24 protein-coding genes are annotated in these 25493 nt (G+C 68.3%); 21 read left to right on the top strand and 3 right to left on the bottom strand.

Going from position 1 to position 25493, the window contains the following annotated elements; translation table 11 throughout:
• Positions 1-17: 17 nt before the first annotated feature.
• From ATF69_RS14110 to ATF69_RS14045, 14 genes are all read left to right on the top strand, one after another.
• Positions 18-1379 carry a cobyrinic acid a,c-diamide synthase CobB gene (locus ATF69_RS14110; protein WP_146871358.1) on the top strand — a complete coding sequence of 454 codons (1362 nt, stop codon included), beginning with the start codon at positions 18-20 and terminating at the stop codon, positions 1377-1379.
• A complete protein-coding gene (locus ATF69_RS14105) occupies positions 1376-1978 on the top strand; it encodes a bifunctional adenosylcobinamide kinase/adenosylcobinamide-phosphate guanylyltransferase (protein ID WP_146871357.1) in 603 nt (200 codons plus the stop codon). The genes ATF69_RS14110 and ATF69_RS14105 overlap by 4 nt, the downstream gene beginning before the upstream one ends.
• Entirely contained in the window at positions 1978-2880 is a 903-nt protein-coding gene (locus ATF69_RS14100; RefSeq protein WP_146871356.1) for an ABC transporter substrate-binding protein, read from the top strand. The genes ATF69_RS14105 and ATF69_RS14100 overlap by 1 nt, the downstream gene beginning before the upstream one ends.
• Positions 2877-3911 (top strand): FecCD family ABC transporter permease, encoded by a 1035-nt coding sequence (locus ATF69_RS14095; protein ID WP_146871355.1) that lies wholly within the window; start codon positions 2877-2879, stop codon positions 3909-3911. The genes ATF69_RS14100 and ATF69_RS14095 overlap by 4 nt, the downstream gene beginning before the upstream one ends.
• The gene (locus ATF69_RS14090; protein WP_146871354.1) at positions 3908-4702 is read left to right on the top strand and encodes an ABC transporter ATP-binding protein; all 795 of its coding nucleotides are present in this window, start codon (positions 3908-3910) and stop codon (positions 4700-4702) included. Before ATF69_RS14095 ends, ATF69_RS14090 begins: the two co-directional genes overlap by 4 nt.
• A 29-nt stretch (positions 4703-4731) precedes the next feature.
• Positions 4732-5199, top strand: coding sequence for a hypothetical protein (locus tag ATF69_RS14085; protein ID WP_008906167.1), 468 nt, complete (start codon positions 4732-4734; stop codon positions 5197-5199).
• Positions 5196-5582 (top strand): DUF2149 domain-containing protein, encoded by a 387-nt coding sequence (locus ATF69_RS14080; protein ID WP_146871353.1) that lies wholly within the window; start codon positions 5196-5198, stop codon positions 5580-5582. The genes ATF69_RS14085 and ATF69_RS14080 overlap by 4 nt, the downstream gene beginning before the upstream one ends.
• Complete coding sequence (cobN, locus tag ATF69_RS14075) at positions 5579-9760, top strand: cobaltochelatase subunit CobN (protein WP_146871352.1); 4182 nt, start codon at positions 5579-5581, stop codon at positions 9758-9760. Before ATF69_RS14080 ends, cobN begins: the two co-directional genes overlap by 4 nt.
• Positions 9761-9789: 29 nt before the next feature.
• Positions 9790-10359, top strand: a complete 570-nt coding sequence (gene cobO / locus ATF69_RS14070; RefSeq protein ID WP_056747164.1) for a cob(I)yrinic acid a,c-diamide adenosyltransferase — start codon at positions 9790-9792, stop codon at positions 10357-10359.
• Positions 10360-10428: 69 nt separating this feature from the next.
• Positions 10429-11370: an adenosylcobinamide-phosphate synthase CbiB gene (gene cbiB / locus ATF69_RS14065; RefSeq protein WP_146871566.1), complete on the top strand. Its 942-nt coding sequence runs from the start codon at positions 10429-10431 to the stop codon at positions 11368-11370.
• Positions 11367-12446, top strand: coding sequence for an aminotransferase class I/II-fold pyridoxal phosphate-dependent enzyme (locus tag ATF69_RS14060; protein WP_146871351.1), 1080 nt, complete (start codon positions 11367-11369; stop codon positions 12444-12446). The genes cbiB and ATF69_RS14060 overlap by 4 nt, the downstream gene beginning before the upstream one ends.
• Positions 12443-13237, top strand: a complete 795-nt coding sequence (locus ATF69_RS14055) for a HipA family kinase (RefSeq protein ID WP_121419636.1) — start codon at positions 12443-12445, stop codon at positions 13235-13237. The genes ATF69_RS14060 and ATF69_RS14055 overlap by 4 nt, the downstream gene beginning before the upstream one ends.
• Positions 13224-13616 (top strand): DUF3037 domain-containing protein, encoded by a 393-nt coding sequence (locus tag ATF69_RS14050; RefSeq protein ID WP_146871350.1) that lies wholly within the window; start codon positions 13224-13226, stop codon positions 13614-13616. Before ATF69_RS14055 ends, ATF69_RS14050 begins: the two co-directional genes overlap by 14 nt.
• A 35-nt stretch (positions 13617-13651) precedes the next feature.
• Positions 13652-15106, top strand: coding sequence for a cobyric acid synthase (locus ATF69_RS14045; RefSeq protein WP_146871565.1), 1455 nt, complete (start codon positions 13652-13654; stop codon positions 15104-15106).
• Positions 15107-15137: 31 nt separating this feature from the next.
• On the opposite strand, the gene ATF69_RS14040 is transcribed toward ATF69_RS14045, so the two are convergent.
• Positions 15138-15926: a class I SAM-dependent methyltransferase gene (locus ATF69_RS14040; RefSeq protein WP_146871349.1), complete on the bottom strand. Its 789-nt coding sequence runs from the start codon at positions 15924-15926 to the stop codon at positions 15138-15140.
• On the opposite strand from ATF69_RS14040, the gene cobT reads away from it, so the two are divergent.
• The gene (gene cobT / locus ATF69_RS14035) at positions 15925-16989 is read left to right on the top strand and encodes a nicotinate-nucleotide--dimethylbenzimidazole phosphoribosyltransferase (protein ID WP_146871348.1); all 1065 of its coding nucleotides are present in this window, start codon (positions 15925-15927) and stop codon (positions 16987-16989) included. The two genes, ATF69_RS14040 and cobT, sit on opposite strands and share 2 nt — an antisense overlap.
• Before the next feature lie 21 nt (positions 16990-17010).
• Here cobT and ATF69_RS14030 read toward each other — a convergent pair whose 3' ends face one another.
• Positions 17011-18144 (bottom strand): GGDEF domain-containing protein, encoded by a 1134-nt coding sequence (locus ATF69_RS14030; protein WP_244303731.1) that lies wholly within the window; start codon positions 18142-18144, stop codon positions 17011-17013.
• Between the two features lie 249 nt (positions 18145-18393).
• On the opposite strand from ATF69_RS14030, the gene ATF69_RS14025 reads away from it, so the two are divergent.
• The 6 genes from ATF69_RS14025 to ATF69_RS14000 all read left to right on the top strand — a co-directional run bounded on the left by ATF69_RS14025 (position 18394) and on the right by ATF69_RS14000 (position 24348).
• A complete protein-coding gene (locus ATF69_RS14025) occupies positions 18394-19464 on the top strand; it encodes an ABC transporter ATP-binding protein (RefSeq protein ID WP_146871347.1) in 1071 nt (356 codons plus the stop codon).
• A gap of 61 nt (positions 19465-19525) precedes the next feature.
• Entirely contained in the window at positions 19526-20818 is a 1293-nt protein-coding gene (locus ATF69_RS14020) for an ABC transporter substrate-binding protein (RefSeq protein WP_099730638.1), read from the top strand.
• Positions 20819-21000: 182 nt separating this feature from the next.
• Positions 21001-21912, top strand: a complete 912-nt coding sequence (locus ATF69_RS14015) for an ABC transporter permease (RefSeq protein WP_056064316.1) — start codon at positions 21001-21003, stop codon at positions 21910-21912.
• Position 21913: 1 nt separating this feature from the next.
• Entirely contained in the window at positions 21914-22801 is an 888-nt protein-coding gene (locus ATF69_RS14010) for an ABC transporter permease (RefSeq protein WP_146871346.1), read from the top strand.
• Between the two features lie 13 nt (positions 22802-22814).
• Positions 22815-23579: a GntR family transcriptional regulator gene (locus ATF69_RS14005; protein WP_146871345.1), complete on the top strand. Its 765-nt coding sequence runs from the start codon at positions 22815-22817 to the stop codon at positions 23577-23579.
• Between the two features lie 22 nt (positions 23580-23601).
• The gene (locus tag ATF69_RS14000; protein ID WP_146871344.1) at positions 23602-24348 is read left to right on the top strand and encodes an aspartate/glutamate racemase family protein; all 747 of its coding nucleotides are present in this window, start codon (positions 23602-23604) and stop codon (positions 24346-24348) included.
• A 79-nt stretch (positions 24349-24427) separates the two neighbouring features.
• On the opposite strand, the gene ATF69_RS13995 is transcribed toward ATF69_RS14000, so the two are convergent.
• Positions 24428-25396, bottom strand: a complete 969-nt coding sequence (locus ATF69_RS13995; RefSeq protein WP_099729449.1) for an IS1595 family transposase — start codon at positions 25394-25396, stop codon at positions 24428-24430.
• Between the last annotated feature and the right edge of the window lie 97 nt (positions 25397-25493).

Genomic DNA, 25493 nt, shown 5'->3' with positions numbered 1-25493 from the left:
CGCACTGGGGGTGGGGTGTGACACGCTGTCCCGCGCTGCTGATTGCAGCCCCGGCCTCGGGACAGGGCAAGACCACCGTCACCGCCGCCCTGGCGCGCCTGCACACACGCCAGGGGCGGCGCGTGCGGGTTTTCAAGTGCGGGCCGGATTTTCTGGACCCGCACTGGCACCTGCTGGCCAGCGGGGCGCCGGTGCACCAGCTCGATTTGTGGATGAACGGTGAGGCCGACTGCGCGCAGCGACTGCACGACGCCGCCGTCGAGTCGGACCTGATCCTCATCGAAGGCGTGATGGGCCTGTTTGACGGCAGCCCCAGCGCGGCCGACCTGGCCCGGCACTTTGCGGTGCCGGTGCTGGCGGTGGTCGATGCCTCGGCCATGGCGGGCACGTTTGGCGCGCTGGCCTATGGCCTGCGCCACTACCGGCCGGGCCTGCCCTGGGCGGGGGTGCTGGCCAACCGCGTAGGCAGCGCGCGCCATGCCGACATGTTGCGTGACGGCTTGCAAGATGCCGACGACTGGATGGGCGCGCTGATGCGGGTGCAGCTAGGCAATGCGCCTTTAGCCGCCAAGGCCGGTGCGGCGCTGCTGCCCGAGCGCCACCTGGGCCTGGTGGCTGCGCACGAGCTGGACGACAGCCTGCAGCGGCTGGACGCAGCGGCCGACGCGCTGGCTGCTACGCCGCTGGGCCAAATGACGCTGGAGGACCTGCAGCGCTGGGCCGTGGACTTTCCGGCGCCTGCATCCACGGTTGCCGTGCCTGCTTTGCTCGCAGGCCGTACGGTGGCCGTGGGGCGTGATGCGGCGTTCTGCTTCATCTACGCTGCCAACGTGCAATGCTTGGAGCAGATGGGCGCGAGCGTGATGTTCTTCTCGCCCTTGCACGATGCGGTGCTGCCCGATTGCGACGCGGTGTGGCTGCCCGGCGGTTACCCCGAGCTGTACACCGCGAAGATCGCGGCCAACACCGGGATGCAAGCCAGCCTGCGCGCCCATGTGGCCGCAGGTAAACCGCTGTGGGCCGAGTGCGGCGGTATGATGGCGCTGTTCGATTCCATCACGCTGGCCGATGGCAGCGCGGCTCCGCTGTGGGGCCTGCTGCCGGGCCGCGTGACCATGCAAAAGCGCCTGGCGGCCCTGGGGCCGCAGCAGCTGACCGTGGCAGGACATACGCTGCGCGGCCACACCTTCCACTATTCGACCAGCGACAGCAGCGCTCCCGTGGTGTCCCGCACGGCGCGGCCCCACGAGGCGGTTGCGCCGGATGCGGGTGAGGCTCTGTACCAGCAGGGCAGCATCCATGCCAGCTATTTCCATGCGTGGTTCCCGTCCAGCCCCGAGGCGGTTGCGCATCTGCTGGGCGGCCAGAGCAAAGCATGACATCCGCGTCACACCCCATCACTACCGAGCTCATCCTGGGCGGTCAGAAAAGCGGCAAATCCCGCCGCGCTGAGCTGCTGGCTCGCGACTGGCTGGCCCGGTCCGCCGACCACCGCGCCGTGCTGATCGCCACCGGGCAGGCCTGGGACGACGAGATGCGCGAGCGCATCGCCCGCCACCAGCGCGACCGCGCCGAGCGCGTGCCAGGTTTGCAGACGGTGGAAGAGCCGCGCGATGTGGCCGCTGCCGTTGCGCAGCACAGCGCGCCGCAAACCCTGGTGGTGGTGGACTGCCTCACGCTGTGGCTCACCCACTGGACCATGCCCCTGGGGTTCGAAACCATGGATTTGGAGCAAAAACAGGCGCAAGCGCTAGAGTGGAATGCCCAGGCTGCTATGTTTTTGGAAGCAATTCGGCAGTCCCCCGGGCCCGTTGTTCTGGTGGGCAACGAAATTGGCCTGGGGGTCATCCCGATGGGGCGCGAGGTGCGCGCCTTTGTCGATGCGCTGGGCATGCTCAACCAGCAGGTGGCGCAGGTGTGTCCACGGGTCACGTTGATGGCTGCCGGTCTGCCTCTCACTTTGAAGGAACCCTGCTGATGAAACCAACCCCCGTGCGCCGCATCCTGTGGGTCATCGCCATTCTGGTGCTGCTGGGCCTGCTGATGGCCGGCCTCGCGCGTGCGCAGCCGGTGCACATCCGGGACGACCGGGGCCGCGAGGTCTCGCTGCCCCGGCCCCCGCAGCGCATCGTCAGCCTGTTGCCCTCGTTGACCGAAAGCGTGTGCGAACTGGAGCAATGCCACCGTTTGGTGGGTGTGGACCGCTACTCCAACTGGCCGGAGGCCGTGATTGCCAAGCTGCCCAAGGTGGGGGGCGGGCTGGACCCGAGCATCGAGGCCGTCGTGGCACTCAAGCCCGATGTGGTGCTGATGTCCGTCAGCTCGCGCGCCAGTGACCGGCTGGAGGCGCTCGGCCTCACCGTGGTGCAGCTGGAGCCCAAGACGCATGCCGACGTGCGCCGCGTGCTGGGCGCTGTCAGCGACCTGCTGGGCGTGCCCCGCGCGCAAGGCTCCGACCGCCTCTGGCGTGTGATCGACGCGGGCGTGCTGGCGGCTGCACAGTCCCTGCCGCCCAAGGCCAAAAATGTGCGTGTGTACTTCGAGGTGAGCCGTGGGCCCTATGCAGCGGGCGAGGCGTCGTTCATTGGCGAATCGCTCACCCGGCTGGGCGTGCGCAACGTGGTGCCGGCGTCGCTGGGGCCGTTTCCGCGCCTGAACCCAGAGTTCGTGGTGCGCGCCAACCCCGACATCATCATGATCGGCAACCGCAGCATGCAGGCCATGGTGCCGTACCCCGGCTGGGCTTCCATGCGTGCCATCCGCGAGAACCGGCTGTGCGTGTTTGGCCCCGGCGATTCCGATGTGGTGGTGCGCCCTGGGCCGCGCATGGCCGAGGCGGCCCGCATCATGGCGCGGTGTCTGGTGGACAAAGCGTCATGACCAGCATTCCGATCGACTTGCCCACGGGTTCCGCCAGCCGCCGTGCCGCATGGTGTGCCGCCTGGCTGTTGCTCGCCAGCGCGTTGCTGGCGGTGTGTGGCGCCAGCGTGGGCAGCACGGGCTTTGACAGCGTGCTGCGCATGCACGGTGACCCTGTGGCCTGGCAGATCGTGTGGGACATCCGCCTGCCGCGCACGGCGGGTGCGTGGCTGGCGGGGGCGCTGCTGGGCCTGTCGGGCGCGGTGGCGCAGGGGCTGTTTCGCAACCCGCTGGCCGACCCGTACCTGCTGGGCAGCGCCTCGGGCGCAGCGCTGGGCGGGGCGGTGGCCATGGCGCTCTTCGGGGTGTCGCCGGTGGCGGCGCAGTGGATGGCCCGTATCGGCATCACGGGCATGGCATTTTTGGGCGCGGCGGGGGCGGTGGTGCTCACGCTGCTGCTCGCCAAGGGCGTGCAGCACACGCTGCGCTTGTTGCTGGCGGGGGTGATTGTGGGCGTGGTGCTGGGTGCGCTGCGTGACCTGGTGGAACTGGCCTCGCCCGACATCCTGCAGGCCATGCAGGCCTTCACGCTGGGCAGCACGGCTTTTGTGGGCTGGGCGGCCTGCTTGCTCATGGCCGTGGCCTGGGCGCTGTGCTCGGTGGTTGCCTGGATGCTGGCACGTGCGCTGGACGGCCTCACGCTGGGCGAGGCCACGGCCGCCAGCCTGGGCCTGCCGCTCATGCCCATGCGTGTGGGGCTGGTGGCTGCCATGGCGCTGGCCACGGGCACGGCGGTGGCGCAGACGGGGCTCATCGCCTTTGTGGGGCTGGCGGCCCCGCACCTGGTGCGTTCCATCGTGCGCGTGACACACGAACGGCACATCGTGCTGTCCAGCCTGATGGGCGCGGTGCTGCTCATGGCGGCCGACATCCTGGCGCGCTGGCTGCTGGCGCCGCAGGAGCTGCCCGTGGGCGTCCTCACGGCGGCCCTGGGCGGCACCTATCTGCTGTGGCTCATGCACCGGCGCACCTCGCAAGGGGGCGCACTATGAAATCAATAGCTATCAGTGCAAATGGAATAAGCGCCAGCATCGGGAATCGCTCGATATTGCAGGGCATTGACCTGCAATTGCCCGCCGGGCGCTGGACCAGCATCGTCGGCCCCAACGGCGCGGGCAAGTCCACCCTGCTCAAGGTGCTGGCGGGCCTGCTGCCGCGTGTGGCGGTGCAGGGCGACGTGTTGTTGCTCGGCCGCCCGCTGGCGCAGATTCCTGCGCGCGAACGCGCCCGCCAGCTCGCCTGGCTGGGGCAGAACGAAGGCTCGGCTGACGACCTGACCAGTTATGACGTGGCCATGCTCGGCCGGCTGCCGCACCAGGCCTGGCTGGCACCGCCGGGTGCGGCCGACCACGCAGCGGTGGAGCAGGCGCTGCGCACCACGCAGGCCTGGGACTGGCGCCACCGCCCGCTGTCGCAGCTGTCGGGCGGCGAACGCCAGCGCGTGCTGCTGGCCCGCGCCCTGGCCGTGCAGGCGCAGGTGCTGCTGATGGACGAGCCCCTGGCCAACCTCGACCCGCCGCACCAGACCGACTGGCTGCACACCATGCGTGCACTGGTCGATGCGGGGGGCACGGTGGTCAGCGTGCTGCACGAGGTGTCGCTGGCACTGCAGTCCGACGACATGGTGGTGATGGCACAGGGCCGCGTGCTGCACCAGGGCGCCTGCGATGCACCCGCCACGCACGCGGCGCTGGAGAGCGTGTTTGACCACCGCATCCACGTGCGGCATCTGGATGGCATGTGGATGGCGCTGCCATCGATGCAGCGCAAGCACAGCCAATGAAACAACACATGGATTGAGGGAGTGGAAGCATGAACATCGAATCGGGTTTTTCGCAGGTCGCGCAGTCGTTGCTGTGGCCGGTGCTGGTGCTGGTGGGGCTGGCGTTTGTCTACGCGTTGTGGTCGGGCGGCGCCACGCTCATGGAGGCGTGGCAGCGCTGGCGCCAGCCGCAGTACCGTTCGCTGCGCGTGGCTCCGGGTTTGTCGATGGAAGAGCTGGAGCTGCAACTGGTGCGCCAGGTGGAGCCCGTGCGCCTGCTCAGCCGCCTGTCGCCCATGCTGGGGCTGATCGCCACGATGATCCCACTCGGCCCCGCGCTGCAGAGCGTGGCGGCGGGCAACGGCCAGCAGGCGCTGGCGGTGTTCAGCGGCGCCTTTGCGGGCGTGGTGCTGGCGCTGGCTGCCGCGTCGGTGGGCCTGGTGGTGTACTCGGTGCGCCGCCGCTGGCTGCTGGCCGAACTGCTGGTGGTGCGCAAGGAGCGCGGGGTGGCGCAATGAGCTTGCGCCACTTGAACGTCCTGGCAGAGGACGACGACGACCCGATGCTGTCGGCCGTGAACCTGGTGGATGTGTTCCTGGTGCTGGTGGTGGCGCTGCTGACGGCCGTGGCCGTGCAGACCCAGACCAGCGCTCATGAGAGCGTCACCATCATCCGCAACGCGGGCCAGCCCGACATGGAAGTGGTCGTGCGCGAGCAGGGCAAGGAAGTGCGCTTCAAGGGCGCTGGCAGCGCAGCGCAAGGGCAGGGCGTGCGTGCGGGCGTGGCCTACAAGCTGGAAGACGGCAATATCGTCTACATCCCTGAAACGGGCGCTGCTCCTGCCAGCGCTTCGGCCGGTGGCGCGGGTGGCGCCGCCGCGCCGGCACCCGCCAAGCCATGACGGCGCTGATCCTGCGCGCGGCACTGTGGTGCCTGCTGCTGGCTGCGCCGCTGGTGCAGGCCGCACAGTCTGCGCCCGTGTTGCTCTGGCTCACGTCCGACATCACCACCGCCCCGCGCACGGCCATGGTGCAGCGCCTGGCCTCCGACGCGGGCCTGGGCTTTGTGCACATCGATTACCCGCTGGCCGGCCCGGCGGTACTGGACGCGGCCCAGGCCCAGAAGCTGGAGCGCGCACTGGCAGGCGCCGCCATGGTGTGGGTGGATGCCCCGCATGCCAGCGTGGAGGCGCGCTTGCGCCGCATGGCGGGGCCGCAACTCGATGCGCGTGCTGTGCGCACCCTTGGCCGCGTGGTCTGGGTGCCTGCGGGCACGCCCGCCGTCGACCTGTCTGCGCTGGATGCGCCCGCCCGTATGGTGGCCTACCTGCAGGCCGGTGGCCCGCGGAACCTGAAGAACGCCATTGCCCTGGCGCGTGCCACCGTGGCGGGTGCTGCCATGCCTGCCTTGCCCGCGCCCGACATCCTGCCCCCCCGGGGTATCTACCACCCCGACGCGCCCCGCCTGCTCCCCAACGCCGCCGCGCTGGAGGCCTGGCGCCAGGGCCAGCCCGCGCTGCGCAGCCTGCCCGCCGTGGCCGTGCTGGTGCACCGCCACCACTTCATCGACGGCAGCACGGAGTGGCTCGATGCCTGGCTGCGCACCTTCCGCCAGCAGGGCCTGTTCGCCTATGCCGCCTTTGGCCAGCAGGTCACGGCGCAGACCCTGGCCGAGGTGCTGGAGATGCCCCCCGAGAAAGGCAGCGGCCCCGGCCGCCTGAACGCCTCGGCCCTGGTGCTGCACCAGCTCGTGCCCCAGGCCGCTGCGCTGCAGCCGCTGTTGGCCCGCTGGGGCGTGCCGCTGCTCGGCACGCAGCCCTACCGCGCGGGCGATGCCGCCGCGTGGGAGGCCAGCGACACGGGCCTGTCGCTGTCCGATGTACCGTTTTACCTGGCGCAGCCGGAGGCAGCCGGCGCCATCGACCCGGTGCTGGTGGCCGCGCACGGCGCCGAGGGCAAGGATTTCCGTATCATCGAACGCCAGGCCCAGGCCGTGGCCGCCAAGGCGCGGCGGCTGATTGCGCTGCAGACCAAACCCGCTGCCGACAAGCGCCTGGTGGCCATGGTCTACAACTATCCGCCGGGCGGCACCAACTTCGGCGCCTCGTTCCTCAACGTGCCGCGCAGCCTGGAGCAGGTGTCGGGCGGCCTGGCCCAGGCGGGCTACCGCACCCAGCAGGTGCCCGAGCAGGGCTGGATCGATGGGCTCAAGCCGCTGCTGGCCGCCTACTACCCCGGTGCTGATGTGCGCGCGCTGCTGCAAAGCGGGCAGGCCGCCGCGCTGCCGCTGGCGCGCTACGAGCAGCACCTGGCCACGCTGCCCAAGGCCGTGCGCGAGCGCATGAACGCGCACTGGGGCGCGCCCGAAAAGAGCCGCTACGTGGTCGAGTGGCAGGGCGAAAAGGTGTTCGTCATCCCGCGCCTGCAGGTGGGCAAGCTCTCGGTATTGCCCCAGCCCCCGCGCGAGGAAACACTGCGCCTGGGCCAGAACCCGTTCATGCACAAGAGCAAGGCGCCGCTGTCGCACCATTACCTGGCCGTGTACCTGTGGGCGCAGCTGGAGGCCGACGCGCTCATCCACTTCGGCACCCACGGCACGCAGGAATGGGCCGGTGGCAAGGCCCGTGCGCTGGATGTGCACGACGACGCGCTGCTGCCGCTCGGAGACCTGCCCGTGGTCTATCCCTACATCGTGGACAACCTGGGCGAGGCCCTCACGGCCAAGCGCCGGGGCCGCGCCGTGCTGGTGAGCCACCGCACGCCCGTGTTCGCCCCGGCAGGCTTCGAGGCGCGCATGGCACACATGCACGAGGTGATGCACGAATGGGAAACCGTGGACGAAGGCCCCACGCGCCGCGCGCTCGAAAAGCAGCTGGTGGCGCAGTTTGTGGAGCACCAGTTGCACCGCGACCTGGGCTGGAGCGCCGCGCGCATCGCGGCCGATTTCAGCGGCTTCCTTGAAATCCTGCATCCCTACCTGGACCAGCTCGCGCAAAGCTCGCAGCCCAAGGGCCTGGCCGTGTTCGGCCGCGTGCCCGCGCCCGAGCAGCGGCGCGAGACCATCTTGCAGGCGCTGCGCAAGCCGCTGATCGAGGCGCTGGGCGAAGACATCGACGAAGCCTTCCTGATCAAGCACGACGCGGTGCTGGCCGCGCGCCCCGCGCGCTGGCTGGAAGTGGCGCTGACCGATGCGCAGGCCGCCAGCGTGCTGGACCTGCGCCCCGTACTGCCTGACGCGCCGCCCGCACAGGACGGCTTGGTGCGCGCCGAAGACCATGTGCCCAACCGCGCCGCGCGCAAGCCCATCGACACGCCCGCGTTGCTGCAACTGGCCCAGCGCGCACAGGAGCTGGAGCGCCTGCTGGCCACCGAAGGCGAAATGCCCGGCCTGCTCGCGGGGCTGGAGGGCCGCTTCCTGCCCGCAGCCTACGGTGGCGACCCCATCCGCAACCCCGAGAGCCTGCCCACGGGCCGCAACCTCACGGGGCTGGACCCGAGCCGCTTGCCCACGCGCCAGGCCTATGCCGTGGCGCAGACGCTGTTCAACGACTGGTTCAAGGACTACCAGGCGCGCCATGGCGGCCAGGCGCCAGAGCGCATGGCGCTGTCGCTGTGGGCGGGCGAAACGCTGCGCCACCAGGGCATCATGGAAGCGCAGGCGCTCGTGGCGCTGGGCATGCGCCCGGTGTGGGATGACTCGGGCCGCCCGGTGCGGGTCGAGACCATTCCCGCCGATGAGCTCAAACGCCCGCGCGTCGATGTGCTCATGAGCATCACCGGCTCGTACCGTGACCAGTTCCCCGCGCTGATGGCGCTGCTCGACCGCGCGGTGGCCCAGGCCGCCACGGCCGAGCCCGGCAACGTGATCGCTCGCAATACCGCGCAGATCGGCCAGGACCTGCGCAAGCAAGGCGTGCCCCGCGCGCAGGCCGAGCAACTGGCGCGCGTGCGCTCGTTCGGCAATGCGGTGGGCGACTATGGCACCGGCCTGTCGGACGCGGTGCAAAGCGACGGCCTGCAAACCAACGATGCGCGCCTGGGCCAGATGTTCCTCGAACGCATGAGCCAGCCTTATCTGGAGGGCGAGCCGGTGACCGGCGTGGCGGGTGGTGTGGCGGCCCAGGCATTGGGTGCCCACCTGCGCCGCACCGATGCCGCCATCCTGTCGCGCAGCTCGCACCTGTATGCCATGGTCAGCTCGGACGACCCGTTCCAGTACCTGGGCGGCCTGTCGGCCGCAGCCCGCGTGGCTGGGCGAGCGCAGGGGCTGGAGCTGCATGTGGCCCAGCTGCAGGATGCAGGCGAGCCCACCACCGAGACTGCGCAGCGCGCCATTGCGCTGGAGATGCAGTCGCGCTACCTGCACCCGGGCTGGCTCCAGGCGCAGAAGGCCGAGGGCTATTCGGGCACGCTGCAGGTGCTCAAGGCCGTGCAGTTCGCCTGGGGCTGGCAGGCCGTGGCGCCCGACACGGTGCGCAGCGATCATTGGCAAAGCTTTTATGACGTGCTGGTGCGCGACAAGCACCAGCTGGGCCTGCCCGAGTGGCTCAAAGAGCATCCGCAGGCCTATGCCCAGTCGCTGGAGCGCCTGGTGCAGGCGCAGCGCCAGGGCTATTGGCAGGCCGATGCCGACACGCAAAAACAACTGGCGCAGATGTACCAGGAGCTGACGCGTGCCGCGCCGCTGGCGGCCGAGCTGCCCAGCGTGCGCCGCTGGGTGGAGCGAGCGGCGCGTGGTGAGTCCGTAGAGCTGACCCCGCCTGCAGGCATGGCCATTGCCGCGCCGCAGTCGCCAGCCCTGGCCGCGCCACAGCCTGCGCCCCCCGCCGCTGACCTGCCCGCGCCGCCCGCCCAGGCAGAAGCACCACCCTCTGCGCCCGCCGTGCCTACCATGGGCGTGTTGCTGGAGCGGCAGCCCGAGCCGACCCCTTCTGACAGCGCCACCGAACCCAGCCCCGTGGAGCGCATGGCGGGCATCGTGGCCCTCCTGGTCATGGCCCTGGTGGCGATGGCGGGCGCCGCGTGGCAGGCGCGCCGTCCGTCCTCGCTGTCTTCCCCGTTGCAACCGGCCGGCGTGTGATGCCCGGTCTCTCTGAAAGAATCGACACCATGCAGATCGAAACCCCACCCACCGAAAAACGCTACGAAAAACCCGAGGGCGAACGCCGGGGCCTTGTCATCGTCAACACCGGCGACGGCAAGGGCAAAAGCACGGCCGCCTTTGGCCTGGCGCTGCGCGCCCATGGCCGGGGCAAGGCCGTGAAGATCTTCCAGTTCATGAAGGTGCCCACCGCGCGTTTTGGCGAGCACCGCATGTTCGAGCAGATTGGCCTGCCCATCGAAGGCCTGGGCGACGGCTTCAGCTGGAAGAGCAAGGACCTGGAGCACTCGGCCCAGCTCGCGCGCGACGGCTGGGAAAAGGCGCGCGCCGCCATCCTGTCGGGAGAGCATTTTCTGGTGGTGCTGGACGAGATCACCTACCCGCTGATCTACGGCTGGCTGCCGCTCGACGGCGTGTTGCAGACCCTGCGCGATCGGCCCAAGGACGTGCACGTGTGCCTCACCGGCCGCCGCTGCCCCCCCGAGATCATCGAGCTGGCCGACACCGTGACCGAGATGCAGCTGATCAAGCACGCGTTCAAGGCGGGCATTCCCGCGCAGCGCGGCATCGAAGACTGAGCCATTGTGTCCGAGCACTGGTCCTTGCTACTGCTCCCTGGCCTGGGCTGGCCTGCGGCAGCGGTGTGGATGGGAGTGCCGCTGCTGGCACTGGCCATTGACTGGTGGTTGGGGGAGCCGCCCGCCCGCTGGCACCCGGTGGTGTGGATGGGCACGGCCTTGCACTGGGGGGGCGAGCGGGTGGCCCCGCTGACGCCTGTGGCACAGGACTTTCGGCGTTTTTGGCTGGGGGCGCTAGTGTGGATTGCCTTGGCTGCTATTGTTTTGATAGTTTCCTGGTGGTTGCAGCACCTGGCGTTGACGCTGATGGGCTGGCTTGCCCTCGGCATGCTGGCGCTGCTGCTCAAGCCCCTGCTGGCCTGGCGCATGCTGCACGACGAGGTGCTGGCGGTGGAGGTGGCGCTGGGCCAATCGCTGCCTGCCGGGCGTGCGCAGCTGGCCCGGCTGGTGAGCCGGGATGTAAGCGCGCTCACCGCCGTTCAAGTGCGCGAGTCGGCCATCGAGTCGCTGGCCGAGAACCTCAACGATTCCGTGGTGGCGCCGCTGTTCTGGTTTGCGCTGCTGGGCCTGCCGGGGGCTGCGCTGTACCGCATGGCCAATACGGCCGACGCCATGTGGGGCTACCCCGGCATGCGCAGCGGGCGCTACTGGCAATGGGCGGGCAAGTGGGCGGCGCGGGCGGACGATGTGCTGTCGTGGGTGCCGGCCCGCATCACCGCCTTGTTGCTGGCGGTGGTCGCCAGGGGACTGCCGTTCGCTGCACTGGCCCGCCAGGCACGCAAGACGCCATCGCCCAACAGCGGCTGGCCCATGGCGGCCATGGCACTGGCGTTGAACGTGCGCCTGGCCAAGCCCGGGGTGTACACGCTGCACAGCAAGGGCCGCCGGGCGGGGCCGCTCGATACGCGGCGCGCTGCACGCCTGGGCATGCAGGTGGTGCTGGCCATGGTGCCCGTGGTGGCGGGCCTGCAGTTGCTGGTGCTGGTGGTGTTTGCCTGGGCGCATGCATGAGCTCGCCGCGTCGTTTCTCTGCGCCCACGCCGTTGCACGGTGGCCCGGACGCCGCGGGCGTTCCGGTGTTTGATTTCTCGACCAACAGCAACGCCTGCGGGCCATGCCCCGAGGCGCTGCACGCCGTGCAGGCGGCCGACGCCACGCGCTACCCCGACCCGGCCTACACGGCGCTGCGCGAGGCCCTCGGCGCCTTCCATGGCGTGGTGCCGGGGCGCATCGCGCTGGCGGCCAGTGCCAGCGAGTTCATCCACCGCATCACCGCGCTGGCCGCACAGCAGGGCGCGGTGCAGGTGGCCGTGCCGCCACACAGCTATGGCGACTACGCCCAGGCCGCGCAGGTGCGCGGGCTGGAGGTGCTGCGGGGCGGCGGCGCCGCAGCGGGCCTGCAATGGGCGTGCGAGCCCTCGAGCCCTCTGGGTGTGGAAGATCCTTCGTTGCGCGGTTGGCGACAAAGCGATGCCGACGTTGCCTGGCGTGTGCTCGACTGCGCGTATGTCCCCCTGCGGCTCGGCGCGGAGGGCGCATGGGCTGGCGCGCCGTCGCCGCTCATGCCCTCGGCCTGCTGGCAGCTCTGGACCCCCAACAAGGCCCTGGGGCTGACGGGTGTACGTGCCGCCTATGCGATTGCGCCGCCAGACTGTGAAGAGCAGGCGCTGGGGCTGACGGCCCTGGCGTCTTCCTGGCCTGTGGGTGCCCACGGCGTGGCACTGCTGCAGGCGTGGACGCAAGCCACCGTGCAGCAATGGCTGGTGCACAGCCTGCGCACTCTGGGCGATTGGAAGGCGCGCCAGCAGACGCTGTGCACCGATCTGGGCTGGGCTGTGCACGCGGGCAGCCTGGCCAACTATTTCTGCGTGCAGCCCGCTACCCACACGTTGCAGAGCGATCTGGCTGCGCTGCGCGCCAGTGGCATCAAGCTGCGCGATGCGGCGTCGTTCGGCCTGCCGGGCACGGTGCGCCTGGGGGTGCTGGCGCCCGCCGCACAAGATGCGCTGCGGGCCGCATGGCAGGCCGTCTTGGGCCCTGCGGGCCGTACCATCCCGCATTCCATCGGATCGAGGGAGACCTTGTGAGAACCATCACCGTCAATCGCTACGTCACGCCGCTGCGTGAAGGTGGCTCCATGCCCGCCATCGTCGAAGGCGACGACCTGGGCACCTACGTGCTCAAGTTCCGTGGCGCAGGGCAGGGCGTGCGCGCCCTGCTGGCTGAAATGATCGCGGGTGGCATCGCCCGTGCGCTGGGCCTGCCCGTGCCCGACATCGTGCTGGCCCTGCTCGACCCCGCCCTGGCGCAGACCGAGCCCGACCCGGAGATCCAGGACCTGGTGCGCGCCAGCGGTGGCCTGAACGTGGGGCTGGATTACCTGTCGGGCGCGCTCAATTTCGACCCGGCGGTGGATGTGGTGTCGGATGATTTCGCATCACGCCTCGTGTGGTTCGACGCGCTGGTGGGCAATGTGGACCGCACCGCGCGCAACACCAATCTGCTGATGTGGCACCGCCAGCCCTGGCTCATCGACCACGGTGCGGCGCTGACCTTTCACCACGCCTGGAACGGCACGGTGGCCCTGCCCGCCAAACCTTTTGCGCCCATTGCCGACCATGTGCTGCTGGCCCGGGCCACGCTGCTCGCGCAGGTGGATGCCGAGCTGGCCGCGCGCCTCACGCCCGAGGTGGTGGCGGGCATCCTGGCCGAGGTGCCCGACGAGTTTTTGGTGCTGGCCGGTGCAGATCACGAAGAAGGCCTGCTGACCGCTGCCCCTACCCACCGCCAGGCCTATGTGGACTACTTCTGCGCCCGCCTGGCCGGGCGCGCCACCTGGGTGAATGCACTGAAGGAGGCCGCCGATGCACGTGCCTGAGGTGTATGACTACGCCATCGTGCGCGTGGTGCCGCGCGTGGAGCGCGAGGAATTCATCAACGCGGGCGTGATCCTCTCGTGCCAGCGCACCGGCTTTCTCCAGGCTGCCATCGCGCTCGACGAGGCGCGCCTGCTGGCCATGGACCCGCACGCCGACATTGACGCCGTGCGCCGCCACCTGGCCGCCATCGTGGCCATCTGTGCGGGCGACGAAGGCTGTGGCCCCATTGCGCGCCTGCCGTACCGCCAGCGCTTTCACTGGCTCACCGCCAAACGCAGCGCCATCATCCAGACCTCTCCCGTCCACACGGGCCGCTGCACCGATGCGGCTGCAGCACTTGAACACATCATGGACCGCATGGTCCGCCCACTGCCTTGACTGAAAACTCTGCTCCCCAATTGGCCCGTTGTGTGATGGTGCTTGGCACCACCAGCGGCGCGGGCAAAAGCTGGCTCACCACGGCGCTGTGCCGCTACTACAGCAACCAGGGTCTGAAGGTTGCTCCGTTCAAGGCACAGAACATGAGCAACAACGCACGTGTGGTGTCGGGCCCTGCGGGTGTGATGGGTGAAATCGGCAGCGCCCAGTATTTCCAGGCCCTGGCTGCGCGTGCCGAGCCTGAGGTGCGCATGAACCCGCTGCTGCTCAAGCCCGAGGCCGACACGCACAGCCAGGTCGTGCTGATGGGGCAGGTGAGCGCCGAGCTCACCGCCATGCCCTGGCGCGGCCGCAGCGAAAAGGTGTGGCCGCAGATCGCCGCGGCGCTGGATGCACTGCGCGCCGAGAACGACGTGGTGGTGATCGAGGGCGCCGGTTCGCCCGCAGAGATCAACCTGCACGCGAGCGACATCGTGAACATGCGCGTGGCCCGCCATGCCGATGCGCGCTGCCTGCTGGTGACCGACATCGACCGGGGCGGCGCGTTCGCCCACCTGTATGGCACCTGGGCGCTGCTGCCCGAGGACGAGCGCGCGCTGATCCAAGGCTTTGTGCTTAACAAGTTTCGCGGCGATGCCAGCCTGCTGGCGCCTGCGCCGCAGATGCTGCAAGACCTCACGGGTGTGCCCACCGTGGCCACCATCCCCATGCAATGGCGCCATGGCCTGCCCGAGGAGGACGGCGTGTTTGATGACCGCACGTTGTCAGCGGGCGCGGTGCACACCACCGTGGCTGTCATCGCCTACCCGCGCATCAGCAACCTCGACGAGTTCCAGCCACTCAAGAACGTGCCCGGCGTGCGCCTGATCTGGGCGCGCAGCCCGGCCGACCTGGCGGGCCTCAAGCCCACCGACTGGGTGGTGCTGCCGGGCTCCAAGGCCACCGCTGCCGACCTGGCCTGGCTGCGCGCGCAAGGGCTGGACCAGGCCATTGCCCATCACGCGGGGCAGGGTGGCACGGTGCTGGGCGTGTGTGGCGGCCTGCAGATGCTGGGCGAGGCATTGATCGATACCGCAGGCATCGACGGCAATGCGCCGGGCCTGGGCCTGCTGCCGCTGGTCACCACCTTTGAGGTTGCCAAGACCGTGCAACGCACCCAGGCGCAGTTTGGTGCGGTGTTGGGGGCCTGGGCCGCGCTGGCGGGTGTGTCCGCCACGGGCTACGAAATCCACCACGGCCGGACCGCCCAGCACCCCGCCATGGCTGCCAAGGGCGATGTGGCGCGCGAGGTCATCCCCGGCATCGCCTGGCAGAACGCGGCAGGCAACGTGCTGGGTGTGTACCTGCACGGCCTGTTCGAGGACGCTGCGGTGCTGCACGCGCTGTTTGGTGCCCAGGTGCCCACGCTGGACGGCGTGTTTGACGGCCTGGCGGGTTTTCTGGGTAGCAGCTTCACACCGGGCGTGCTGGATGCATTGGTGGCGCGGTAGGAAACCGGCTACTGTGATGCGCCGCAGCTCCTCACAGCCGTTCGCAGTGGCAGGCGAGGGTGGTGTACGGAAAGCGCACGGTGTCCTGCCCGCGCAGCGCGAGGTGCCGCTCTATCAAGGCCTCGATCTGCGCGCGCACTGCGGTGCGTTCGGCATCGGGCAGGGCTGCAATGAAGCTGATCGACATGAATCGGTCCACGATGACCTGCTGGGGTGGCCCCACATGCTCGTGGATCAGCCGGGTCTCGACCAATGGGCCGAAACCGGGGTGTGGAAAGGGTTTGCGCCAGTCGCCCTTGTAGAAGCGCGGGGCATCGCCCTCGTGGGGCGTGATGATGGTGGTGAGCTCCGCCACCCAGTCCACCGACTCATCGCGCACATTCCACACCAGGCCCAGCTTGCCGCCCGGCCGCAGCACGCGGTGGAATTCGTCCAGGGCTTCGCGGGTGGCAAACCAGTGGAAGGCCTGCGCACAGACCACGGCATCCAGCGTGCCGGATGGCAGCGGAATGGCTTGCGCCGTGCCCGCCACGGCGCGCACCTTGGGCAGTTGCAGGGCGTCGATCTTGGCGCGCATGGCGTCCACGGGCTCCACGCCCACCACCGTGGCCCCGGTGGTCGCAAGCAGGGCGGTGAACTTGCCGGTGCCCGCACCCACATCGGCCACCTCGCGGCCGGGGCCCAGGCCCAAGGCCTGTGCCAGCCAGGCCGACAGCGCCGCCGGGTAGTCCGGCCTGCCGCGCGCATAGGCCTGTGCCTCTTTTTCAAAACCCTGCTGTGCCGCTTTGTGCACGGCGTTCCTTGTGTTTTCCATCACCATGACCTCACCTTTCGCAATTCCATCCGTTGCTGACCTGCATGATGCCGCGTTGGCCAACCGCCTGCAGCACGTCATTGACCACAAGACCAAGCCCCTGGGCTCGCTGGGCCTGCTGGAGCGCCTGGCGATGCGCCTGGGCGCGATTCTGGGCACCGAATCCCCCGTGCTGCACGCTCCCCAGATGCTGGTGTGCGCGGGCGACCACGGCCTGGCCGCGCGGGGTGTGTCGGCGTTCCCGAGCGATGTGACCTGGCAGATGGTGGAGAACTTTCTGGCGGGTGGGGCGGCCGTGAGCGTGCTGGCGCGCCAGCACGGCCTGGGCCTTACGGTGGTGGACTGCGGCGTGGCCAAGCCCATTGTTGCGCGCGATGCAGCGCCCGGCCAGCCCCGCTTGTTGCTGCGCAAGGTGGCAGCCGGCACGCAGGATGCCTCCGTCGGCCCGGCCATGAGTGCCGAGCAATGCGCCCAGGCGCTGGCCAACGGGGTGGAGGTGGTGCGTGGGCTGCCGGGTAACGCCTTGCTGCTGGGCGAGATGGGCATTGCCAACACCTCGGTGGCATCGCTGCTGCTGGCGCGCCTGGCGGGGTTGCCGCTGGCCGAGGTGACGGGGGCGGGCACCGGGCTGGATTCTGCAGGCATCGAACGCAAGCGTGCGGTGCTGCAGCAGGCGCTGGACGCCAATGCCGGCGCCACCAGCCCGTTGGAGGCTCTGGCTGCCCTGGGTGGCTACGAGGTGGCCACGCTGGTGGGCGCAGTGCTGCAGGCAGCGGCCGAGCGGCGCGTGATTGTGGTGGACGGTTTCATCACCAGCGCGGCCGTGCTGGTGGCCAGCCGCATTGCGCCGCAGGTGCTGCAGCGCTGCGTGTTTGCCCACCGTTCGGGCGAACGGGGCCACAGCCTGATGCTGGCGCAGATGCAGGCAGAGCCCTTGCTGGACTTGGGCCTGCGCCTGGGCGAGGGGTCGGGCGCGGCGCTGGCCTGGCCGTTGCTGCAATCGGCCTGCGCCGTGCTGCGCGAGATGGCGAGTTTTGAATCGGCTGGCGTGGCGACGCAGACGGCCTGAGCCGCCCTGCTTGGGCAGGCTCTAGCCCACGACGGTCTGGTTGCGGCCTTCTTCCTTGGCGCGGTACAGCGCGGCGTCGGCGCGGGAGAGCATCGCGTCCAGGGTCTCGTGTGACCCGGACCAGCTGGTCAGCCCGATGCTCACCTCGCAGTCCAGCGGGTGCCCCGAGGCCAGCGTGGCGTGGATGCGCTGGGCCACGGCCAGAGCCGCTTGCGCGTCGGCTCCCGGCAGCAGCACCAGAAATTCCTCGCCCCCGTAGCGGCCCAGGCGGTCAGCGCGGCGCAGCACCTGGCGGGTGCGCTCGGCAAAGTGCACCAACACTGCATCGCCGTGCTGGTGGCCCCGTGTGTCGTTCACCGCCTTGAAGTTGTCCAGGTCCACCATCATGATGGACGGACCGCCGCCGTAGCGCTGCGCGCGCTCCAGCTCGTCCTCGCAGCGCTGCAGCAAGGCACGGCGGTTGAGGGTTTGGGTCAGCGAGTCATAGGTGGCCAGGTGCTCCAGCTCGGTGCGCAAGCGGTCTGTGGCCATCAGCACCGCGCCAATGGACAACATCAGCACGGTGAGCGCATAGGCACCGATGTACAGGGTCTGGAACAGCGAGGGCTCCATCAGGTCGTTGCCCGCGTGCCCTGCCAGTATCGAACCCAGCCTGACCCCCAGTACCAGCATGTGCAGGCCCAGCATCACCTCCACCAGCCGCACCGGGAAGTTGCGCCCTCCGTGGCGCAGCATGAAGCGCAGTTGCGCGGCGTACAGCGCCCCCATCACCACGGTGAAAAACCCCACCCGCACCGCATAGTTGGGCCACCCGTAGGTCAGCCAGGCAAACACCACCGTGGTGCCGGCCATCACCCAGTTCCAGGTGCGCCAGGTGGCGTGCTGGCCCATGAACTGGCGCGTGCCCATGTAATAAGTGACCGAGCCCAGCACCAGCAACTGGTTGGCCAGCACCAGGCCCAGCCAGTCGGGGATGGCGCCACGCGCGCCAAACAGCACGGTGGACAGCAGCCACAGCAATGGCGCCGCCGCCCATCCGCCCACGCCCCGGATGCTGGGCGGGTAGTGCCGCCGCATGAACAGCAGCACCAGGGCCATGACGGCAGACATGAAGCCCGCCAGGGCGATCATGGAGCGCGGGTCGAGGTTCGTCATGCGGCAGGCAAGAGGAGAGGGAGGGACGTGCCTACGTAATAAATTGTTTCAAAGGCGAAGCCAGTATAGCCACGCACCCGCAGTGCTCAGCGCTGTTTCGGTGCATGGTTTGCCCGAGGTTGGACCAGGGGCAGCGCGGGTGTGGACCGGTATGGGGCGGCAATGTGCGCCGTGTTGGTGCATTTTGTATGCAAAGTTCATAAAACATTGTGTACAAAGTTGGCATGGGCCTTGCGTAGGGCATACGCCATGCAAAGCACCCACCCTGCGCCCGCCTCCGCCGCCATTGAAATCGTGGCGCTGACCAAACGCTACGCCCCAGGCAAGCCCGCCGTGGATGCGATCAACCTGCGCATTGCCAGCAGCAGCTACTGCTGCCTGCTGGGGCCTTCGGGCTGCGGCAAGAGCACCACGTTGCGCATGATTGCCGGGCACGAGTCGGTGACCAGTGGTGACATCCTGCTGGAAAACCGCAACATCACCGACCTGCCCGCCGCCGCGCGCGGCACGGCCATGATGTTCCAGAGCTTTGCGCTGTTTCCGCACCTCTCTGCGCTGGACAACGTGGCCTTCAGCCTGAAGATGAAAGGCGTGGCCAAGGCCGAACGCCAGGCCAAGGCGCGCGACCTGCTGGAGCGCGTGGCCCTGGGGCACCTGGCCGAGCGCAAGCCCGCAGAACTCTCCGGCGGGCAGCAGCAGCGTGTGGCGCTGGCGCGGGCCCTGATCACCCAGCCGCGTGTGCTGCTGCTCGACGAGCCGCTGTCCGCGCTCGACCCCTTCCTGCGCATCCAGATGCGTGCCGAGCTGCGCCGCTGGCAAAAGGAGCTGGGCCTGACGTTTATCCATGTGACCCACAGCCAGGAAGAGGCCATGGCCCTGGCCGACACCATGGTGGTGATGAACCACGGCGTGATTGAGCAGGTGGGCAGCCCGCACGAGGTCTATAACCGGCCCGCCAGCGAATTCGTGGCGCGCTTCATGGGCGGGCACAACGTGATCCACACACCCGAAGGCAAGGTGGGCGTGCGCACCGACCACCTGCAGATTGCCCCCGCCAGTGCCGAGTTGCCCTGGGGTGCCCAGCGCATGCAGGCCGTGGTGACCGATGTGGAATACCAAGGCACCTATGTGCTGGTGGGCCTGCAAAAGCACGGCGCAGTTCTGTCGGCCAACGCCACGGCGGCGTATTCGGTGATGGTGTCCGAGGCCGCCTTTGCTGCGCAGCCCTACCAGGTGGGGCAGGGCGTGCAACTGCACTGGACGCCCGACCAGGCGCACCCGCTGTCCGTGCCCGCTCCCGCAGTGGCCGTCGCCGCCTGACCGCGCCGCCGCTTTACCTCTTTTTCCACCCGTCCCCTTCCGCAACCCAAGGAGTTTTCCCATGTCCGATGCTTCCCGTGCTGATTCCCCTGTTGTTGTCTCCGATGCCACTGGAGTGGCGCGCCGCTCGTTGCTCAAGGGCACGGCGGGCATCCTGGCCGCTGGCATGTTCCCGGCCGTGCATTCGCAGGAAAAGATCGTGCTGCGCTACCTGGGCACGGCGGTGAACCAGGACAAGGCGATTGCCGAGAAGTTCAAGGCCGACACCGGCATCGAGATCCAGTACGTGGCCGTGACCACGGATGACGTGACCAAGCGCGCCGTCACCGCGCCCAACAGTTTTGACCTGATCGACACCGAGTACTTCTCGCTGAAAAAGATCGTGCCCACGGGCAACCTGAAGGGCATCGACACCAAGCGTATCAAGAACGCCGACAAGATCACCACGCTGTTCACTACCGGCATGGTGGCGGGCAAAGCCGTGGGCGACCAGGGCACCGCGCCCAAGAAGGTGATCTACCTGGAAGGCGAAAAGTCCAAGAAGTTCGCGACCGCGCCCACGCAGTTCATGAGCCTGATCCCCACCGTGTACAACGCCGACACGCTGGGCATCCGCCCCGACCTGATCAAGCGCCCCATCAACTCCTGGGCCGAGCTGCTCAACCCCGAGTTCAAAGGCAAGACCGCGATTTTGAACATCCCCTCCATCGGCATCATGGACGCCGCCATGGTGGTCGAGGCCATGGGCCTCTACAAGTACCCCGACAAGGGCAACATGACCAAGAAGGAGATTGATCTCACGATCAAGACCCTGATCGAGGCCAAGAAGCAGGGCCAGTTCCGCGCGCTGTGGAAGGACTTCAACGAGTCGGTGAACCTGATGGCATCGGGCGAGGTGGTGATCCAGTCGATGTGGAGCCCGGCTGTGACGGCCGTGCGCACCAAGGGCATCGCCTGCAACTTCCAGCCCCTGAAGGAAGGCTATCGCGCCTGGGCCGCCGGCTTTGGTCTGCCCGCCACGCTGAGCGGCCGCAAGCTCGATGGCGCCTACGAGTTCATCAACTGGTTCCTCGACGGCTGGGCCGGTGCCTACCTGAACCGCCAGGGCTACTACAGCGCCGTGCTGGAGACCGCCAAGTCCAAGATGGAAGCCTACGAGTGGGCCTACTGGATGGAAGGCAAGCCCGCCACGCAGGACATCAAGAGCCCGAATGGCGATGTGCTGGCCAAGGCCGGTGCAGTGCGCGACGGCGGCAGCTACGAGTCGCGCATGGGCGGCATCGCTTGCTGGAACGCGCTGATGGACGAGAACAACTACATGGTGCAGAAGTGGAATGAGTTCGTCGCGGCGTAAGGAGTGCACCCCCTGAGGCGCTGCGCGCCTTCACCCCTCTCTCGACCCGCTGCGCGGTTCGGGAGGGGGACGCCCCCGGTGCGGCGGGGCGGCCCTTGCACGGGGGCACTGGTCTTGGGCAGCGTCAGTCTCAAGAGCAAGCGCCGAACGGTAGACCTTTGAATTCATTGATTGCAAACACCATGAGCACGACCACACAGTCCTTACCTGCTGCAGCTGTCCCCGGCCGCAGCATTGCCGCCTGGTGGCAGGCTGCGCCGTTCACGCTGGTGTTCGCGCTGTTTTTTCTGATTCCGCTGGCGCTGATCGTGATGGTCAGCTTCTGGGACTTCAATGAGTACGAGCTGTTGCCGGGCTTCACGTTCAAGAACTACGTGTCGATCTTTGCGGGCTGTGGCGATGCGTCGGAGGGCCTGTGTGTCACGCTCAAGACGTATTACTCCACGCTCAAGTTCAGCTTTCTGGTGTGGCTGATCACGCTGGTGATCGGCTTCACCGTGGCCTATTTTTTGGCCTTCCATGTGCGCTCTTCGGGCATGCAGACCCTGCTGTTCGTGCTGTGCACCATCCCGTTCTGGACATCCAACGTGATCCGCATGATCTCGTGGGTGCCGCTGCTGGGGCGCAATGGGTTAGTGAACCAGACCTTGATGGGCATGAACCTCATCGAGACGCCCGTGGAGTGGCTGCTGTTCTCGGATTTCTCCGTGGTGCTGGCCTTTGTGCACCTGTACACCATGTTCATGATCGTGCCCATCTTCAACAGCATGATGCGCATCGACCGCAGCCTCATCGAGGCCGCCAGCGACAGCGGCGCGAGTGGCTGGCAGACGCTGTGGAACGTGATCGTGCCGCTGTCGCGCACCGGCATCATCATCGGCTCGATCTTTGTGATCACCATCGTCATGGGCGACTTCGTGACCATCGGCGTAATGGGCGGGCAGCAGATTGCATCGATTGGCAAGATCATCCAGGTGCAGACGTCCTACTTGCAGTTCCCGCTGGCGGCGGCCAATGCCGTGATCCTGCTGGCCGTGGTGCTGATGATCATCTGGGGCCTCACACGCCTCGTCGACATTCGCAAGGAGCTGTGAGATGAAAGTCCGTGAATCTCGTCCCGCCAGCTTCTGGCCCCTGGCCATCTTCTTTGCGCTGTTCGTGCTGTTCATGTACGGGCCGATGTTCGTCATCTTCATCCTGAGCTTCCAGGGCCCCGAGGGCGGGCTCACCTTCCCCATGCGCGGCGTGTCGCTGCACTGGTTCGCCAAGCTGGCCGAAGGGCTGGGTGTGGTGGACATTGGCGCGGCGCTGTGGCGCTCGCTGGGCCTGGGCGTGGCGGTGATGCTGTGCACGGTGGTGCTGTCGGTGCTGGCGGGCCTGGCGTTTCGCAAGCGTCTGGCGGGCGGCAACACGCTGTTTTTCATCGTGGTGGCCAGCCTCATCATGCCGTCCATCATCGTGTCGCTGGGCATCGGGCTGGAGTTCCGGCTCATCGACAACGGCATCAAGGCCGCGCTGGAATGGCTGGGCATGGAGAGTGCGCTGGAGGGCTACGGCACGTCGCTGGGCCTGTTCACCTCGGCCCTGGGCGCGCACCTGACCTGGACGCTGCCGTTTGGCCTGCTCATCATGTTTGCGGTGTTCAACCGCTTCAACCCTGCGTACGAAGAGGCAGCACGCGACCTGGGGGCCACGCCCTGGCAGGGCTTTGCGCATGTGGTGCTGCCGCTGATTGCGCCTTCGGTCGTGGGCATTGGCATGTTCGGTTTCACGTTGAGCTGGGACGAAATTGCCCGTACCTCGCAGGCCATTGGGGACGTGAACACGCTGCCGCTGGAGCTGCAGGGCCTGACCAGCACGGTGACCACGCCGTCCATCTACGCGCTGGGCACGCTGACCACCGTGGTGTCGTTCGTCGTCATGGGCATCACGCTGGCGCTGGTGTGGGCATTGGGCCGCAGGCGCAAGGGCCGTTCGGGGTAAAAACGGCACCCTTATGACGACCACCCTCCCCAAGCCCCGGCGCGCGCGCGCTGCGGTCACCGAACCGCCCGTGCAGCCCGACACGACGGGCCAGCTCAGCGACAACGACATGTACGACCGCATGGTGTCGGCCATCCTCGACCACCGGTTACCACCCGGCACCAAGCTGGTGGAGGACAAGCTGGCGGCGGCTTTTGGTGTGTCGCGCACGCGCGTACGGCCCGTGCTGGTTCGGCTGGCCAACGAGCAGGTCGTCACGCTCACACCCAACCGGGGCGCATCCATTGCCCAGCCCACGCCGCAAGAGGCGCTGGAAGTCTTTGAAGCCCGCCGCCTGCTGGAGCCGCGCCTGGTGGAGCTGTTCATTGCCAACGCCACCGACGCCGACATTGCCGCGCTGCGCACCTGCATCGACGACGAAGAGGCCGCCCGCGCCAGTGGCGACATGCGCCGTGCCATCCGCCTGTCGGGCGACTTTCACCTGCACATCGCGCAGGCGGCCGGGCACCAGACGCTAGGCCGCATCCTGCGCGAGCTGGTCTCGCGCACCTCGCTCATCCTGATGACCTACAGCCCCAGCCATGCCCAAACCCGCGAAGAGGCCACGGCCTGCGGCTGCCGCGAGCACCGGGCGCTGATCGACGCCATCCGCCTGCGCGATGCGCGCGATGCGCCCCGGCTGATGCTGGCCCACCTGGCGCGGATCGAGTCGCAGCTGGAGTTCACGCCGCCTGCGGCAGAGGCGCCCGATCTGGCGCGGTTGCTGGGCGGGGTCTGACGGTTTTTTCACACGCTTGCCCATGCGCCAACTGCTCGTCATCAACCCCAACATGTCGGCCCATGTCAGTGCCTTGCTGCAGCGGCATGTGCAGGGGGCTGCGGGCTCGCATGTGGCGGTGCGCACGGCCACGGCCCGCTTTGGCGCACCGTACATCGCGTGCGAGGCGAGCTACGCCGTGGCGGCCCACGCCGCGCTCGATGTGTGGGCGCATGAGATCGCACAGCCCCAGACCCCGCCCGACGCGGTGCTGATCGGCTGCTTTGGCGACCCCGGCCTGATGGCGCTGCGCGAGAGCAGTCCGGTGCCTGTCACCGGCCTGGCCGAAGCGTCATTCATCGAGGCTGCGCGCCACGGCCGCTTTGCCATCGTCACCGGCGGCGAGCGCTGGGGCCCCATGCTGCAGCGGCTGGCCCAGGCGCTGGGCCACGCCCACGCACTGGCAGGCATCCACACCGTGGCGCCCACCGGTGCCCAACTGGCCGCAGACCCCGAGGCGGCGCGCGCATTGCTGGCCCAGGCCTGCCGGGATGTGGTGCGGCAGATGGGGGTGCAGGCCGTCATTTTGGGTGGGGCGGGGCTGGCAGGCATGGCTGCCGCCGTGCAGCCGCAGGTGTCGGTGCCCGTGATCGACAGCGTGGTGGCCGGTGCCACCTGGGCGCTGCGCGCGCACCCCGTGCCGCCGGAGCGCAAGGTGGCGGGGTTTGATGTGGCCTGGGTGGGGGTGTCGCAGGAGATGGCGGCGCTGGGCACCCGCTGCGTTGTCTGACCCGGCCTTGCAGGCTGGCGGTTGCGCAAGGGCTCGAAATCTCTGCCAGAGCGCAGGTTTTGAGTGTTTTTGGGCTCTTCTAGCGAATGCTAGTGACGCCTTGACTCCCCATAGCCGCCTCCAGCACCAGTGCGGGCTGCGGCCCCATGGGGCCTGATCGGTCCAACATCCTGAACCAGCCCAGGTACGAATCAAGGTATTTCGTTGCAACGCCCTTGAAGCGCTGCATCCACCCGCGCAGCCTGCTGACATAGGCATTGACGTTTTGAACATGCCAGGGGCCTCTCACACGCCTACCCCGGCTCACGTTCACCGCCTGGTGCTGCACGCCCAGGGCCCGCGCAGCGCTGGCCAGTGTGACGCTGCCGTCGGTGCATAGGATGGTGTCTGGTGGCAGCAAGGGTTTGAGTGCAGTTTGCACACTCACCGCTTGGTTCGTCTGCAGGATGAGGTTGGCCGTTGCTCCGGCCCGGTCTCGCGCCATCAGCACCGGGGTGTATTCCAAGCCCTTGCAGCCAGCCAGCGCCTTACCGCCGCGTCGGCGAGGACGACGCAGCAAGCCTCTGTGTCCCTTGCAGGAGGCCAGGAAGTAAGACTCATCGGCCTCGGCGATGCCCACAAGCTGGCGTGCCTGCACGCTCTTGGGGCAGGCCAGGAAGCGGTGGCGCCAGCGAAAGGCGGTGCTTTGCGCCACACCCAGGCGCAGGGCCACCTGGTTGAGTGAGAGTCCTTCGCTCAAGACCTGCGCCTGGCCCATCCACTTATCCCGCAGATGCAGGCGTGCCAGCGGTGTTCCAGTCAAGGCGTTGAAGGTGCGCGCGCACTGGCGGCACTTGAAGCGTTGCAGCCCGTTGGCCGAGCCATTCTTGACAAGCTGCGGGCTGCCGCAGTGCGGACAGGTTCGGTGGGCGCTGCCATGTGCTTCTACAACGGCGATGGCTTGACTGTGATCGAGCAGCGCCTGCAGGCAGCTTGCCAGTTGCTGGCGCTGGTGGTGCGTCAGCTGGGGCAGGCTGTGGATCAAGCGCGTCATCTGTTGCTGTCGCATGGCCTTCTCCTGGGGCAGACGCAAGCGCGTCATGCTGGGGAGATGGGGGCGTAGCGCTACGGTTAAAGACTCATCACTAGCATTCGCTAGAAGAGCC

This window comes from Acidovorax delafieldii (assembly GCF_007993815.1).
Taxonomy (GTDB): domain Bacteria; phylum Pseudomonadota; class Gammaproteobacteria; order Burkholderiales; family Burkholderiaceae_C; genus Acidovorax; species Acidovorax delafieldii.
Note: the sequence above shows the minus strand (reverse complement) of the source record. Positions and strands in the feature narration are given on the sequence as shown.

Bases quoted from the DNA above. Each gene is read 5' to 3' on its own strand.
- cobN (WP_146871352.1), top strand. From the start codon at position 5,579: ATGACGGCGCTGATCCTGCGCGCGGCACTGTGGTGCCTGCTGCTGGCT.
- cobO (WP_056747164.1), top strand. From the start codon at position 9,790: ATGCAGATCGAAACCCCACCCACCGAAAAACGCTACGAAAAACCCGAG.
- ATF69_RS14015 (WP_056064316.1), top strand. From the start codon at position 21,001: ATGAGCACGACCACACAGTCCTTACCTGCTGCAGCTGTCCCCGGCCGC.
- ATF69_RS14105 (WP_146871357.1), top strand. From the start codon at position 1,376: ATGACATCCGCGTCACACCCCATCACTACCGAGCTCATCCTGGGCGGT.
- ATF69_RS14045 (WP_146871565.1), top strand. From the start codon at position 13,652: ATGGTGCTTGGCACCACCAGCGGCGCGGGCAAAAGCTGGCTCACCACG.
- ATF69_RS14090 (WP_146871354.1), top strand. From the start codon at position 3,908: ATGAAATCAATAGCTATCAGTGCAAATGGAATAAGCGCCAGCATCGGG.
- ATF69_RS14080 (WP_146871353.1), top strand. From the start codon at position 5,196: ATGAGCTTGCGCCACTTGAACGTCCTGGCAGAGGACGACGACGACCCG.
- ATF69_RS14000 (WP_146871344.1), top strand. From the start codon at position 23,602: ATGCGCCAACTGCTCGTCATCAACCCCAACATGTCGGCCCATGTCAGT.
- ATF69_RS14025 (WP_146871347.1), top strand. From the start codon at position 18,394: ATGCAAAGCACCCACCCTGCGCCCGCCTCCGCCGCCATTGAAATCGTG.
- ATF69_RS13995 (WP_099729449.1), bottom strand. From the start codon at position 25,396: ATGCGACAGCAACAGATGACGCGCTTGATCCACAGCCTGCCCCAGCTG.
- ATF69_RS14060 (WP_146871351.1), top strand. From the start codon at position 11,367: ATGAGCTCGCCGCGTCGTTTCTCTGCGCCCACGCCGTTGCACGGTGGC.
- ATF69_RS14005 (WP_146871345.1), top strand. From the start codon at position 22,815: ATGACGACCACCCTCCCCAAGCCCCGGCGCGCGCGCGCTGCGGTCACC.
- ATF69_RS14095 (WP_146871355.1), top strand. From the start codon at position 2,877: ATGACCAGCATTCCGATCGACTTGCCCACGGGTTCCGCCAGCCGCCGT.
- ATF69_RS14050 (WP_146871350.1), top strand. From the start codon at position 13,224: ATGCACGTGCCTGAGGTGTATGACTACGCCATCGTGCGCGTGGTGCCG.
- ATF69_RS14040 (WP_146871349.1), bottom strand. From the start codon at position 15,926: ATGGTGATGGAAAACACAAGGAACGCCGTGCACAAAGCGGCACAGCAG.
- ATF69_RS14030 (WP_244303731.1), bottom strand. From the start codon at position 18,144: ATGACGAACCTCGACCCGCGCTCCATGATCGCCCTGGCGGGCTTCATG.
- ATF69_RS14020 (WP_099730638.1), top strand. From the start codon at position 19,526: ATGTCCGATGCTTCCCGTGCTGATTCCCCTGTTGTTGTCTCCGATGCC.
- ATF69_RS14010 (WP_146871346.1), top strand. From the start codon at position 21,914: ATGAAAGTCCGTGAATCTCGTCCCGCCAGCTTCTGGCCCCTGGCCATC.
- cobT (WP_146871348.1), top strand. From the start codon at position 15,925: ATGACCTCACCTTTCGCAATTCCATCCGTTGCTGACCTGCATGATGCC.
- ATF69_RS14100 (WP_146871356.1), top strand. From the start codon at position 1,978: ATGAAACCAACCCCCGTGCGCCGCATCCTGTGGGTCATCGCCATTCTG.
- ATF69_RS14085 (WP_008906167.1), top strand. From the start codon at position 4,732: ATGAACATCGAATCGGGTTTTTCGCAGGTCGCGCAGTCGTTGCTGTGG.
- cbiB (WP_146871566.1), top strand. From the start codon at position 10,429: ATGGGAGTGCCGCTGCTGGCACTGGCCATTGACTGGTGGTTGGGGGAG.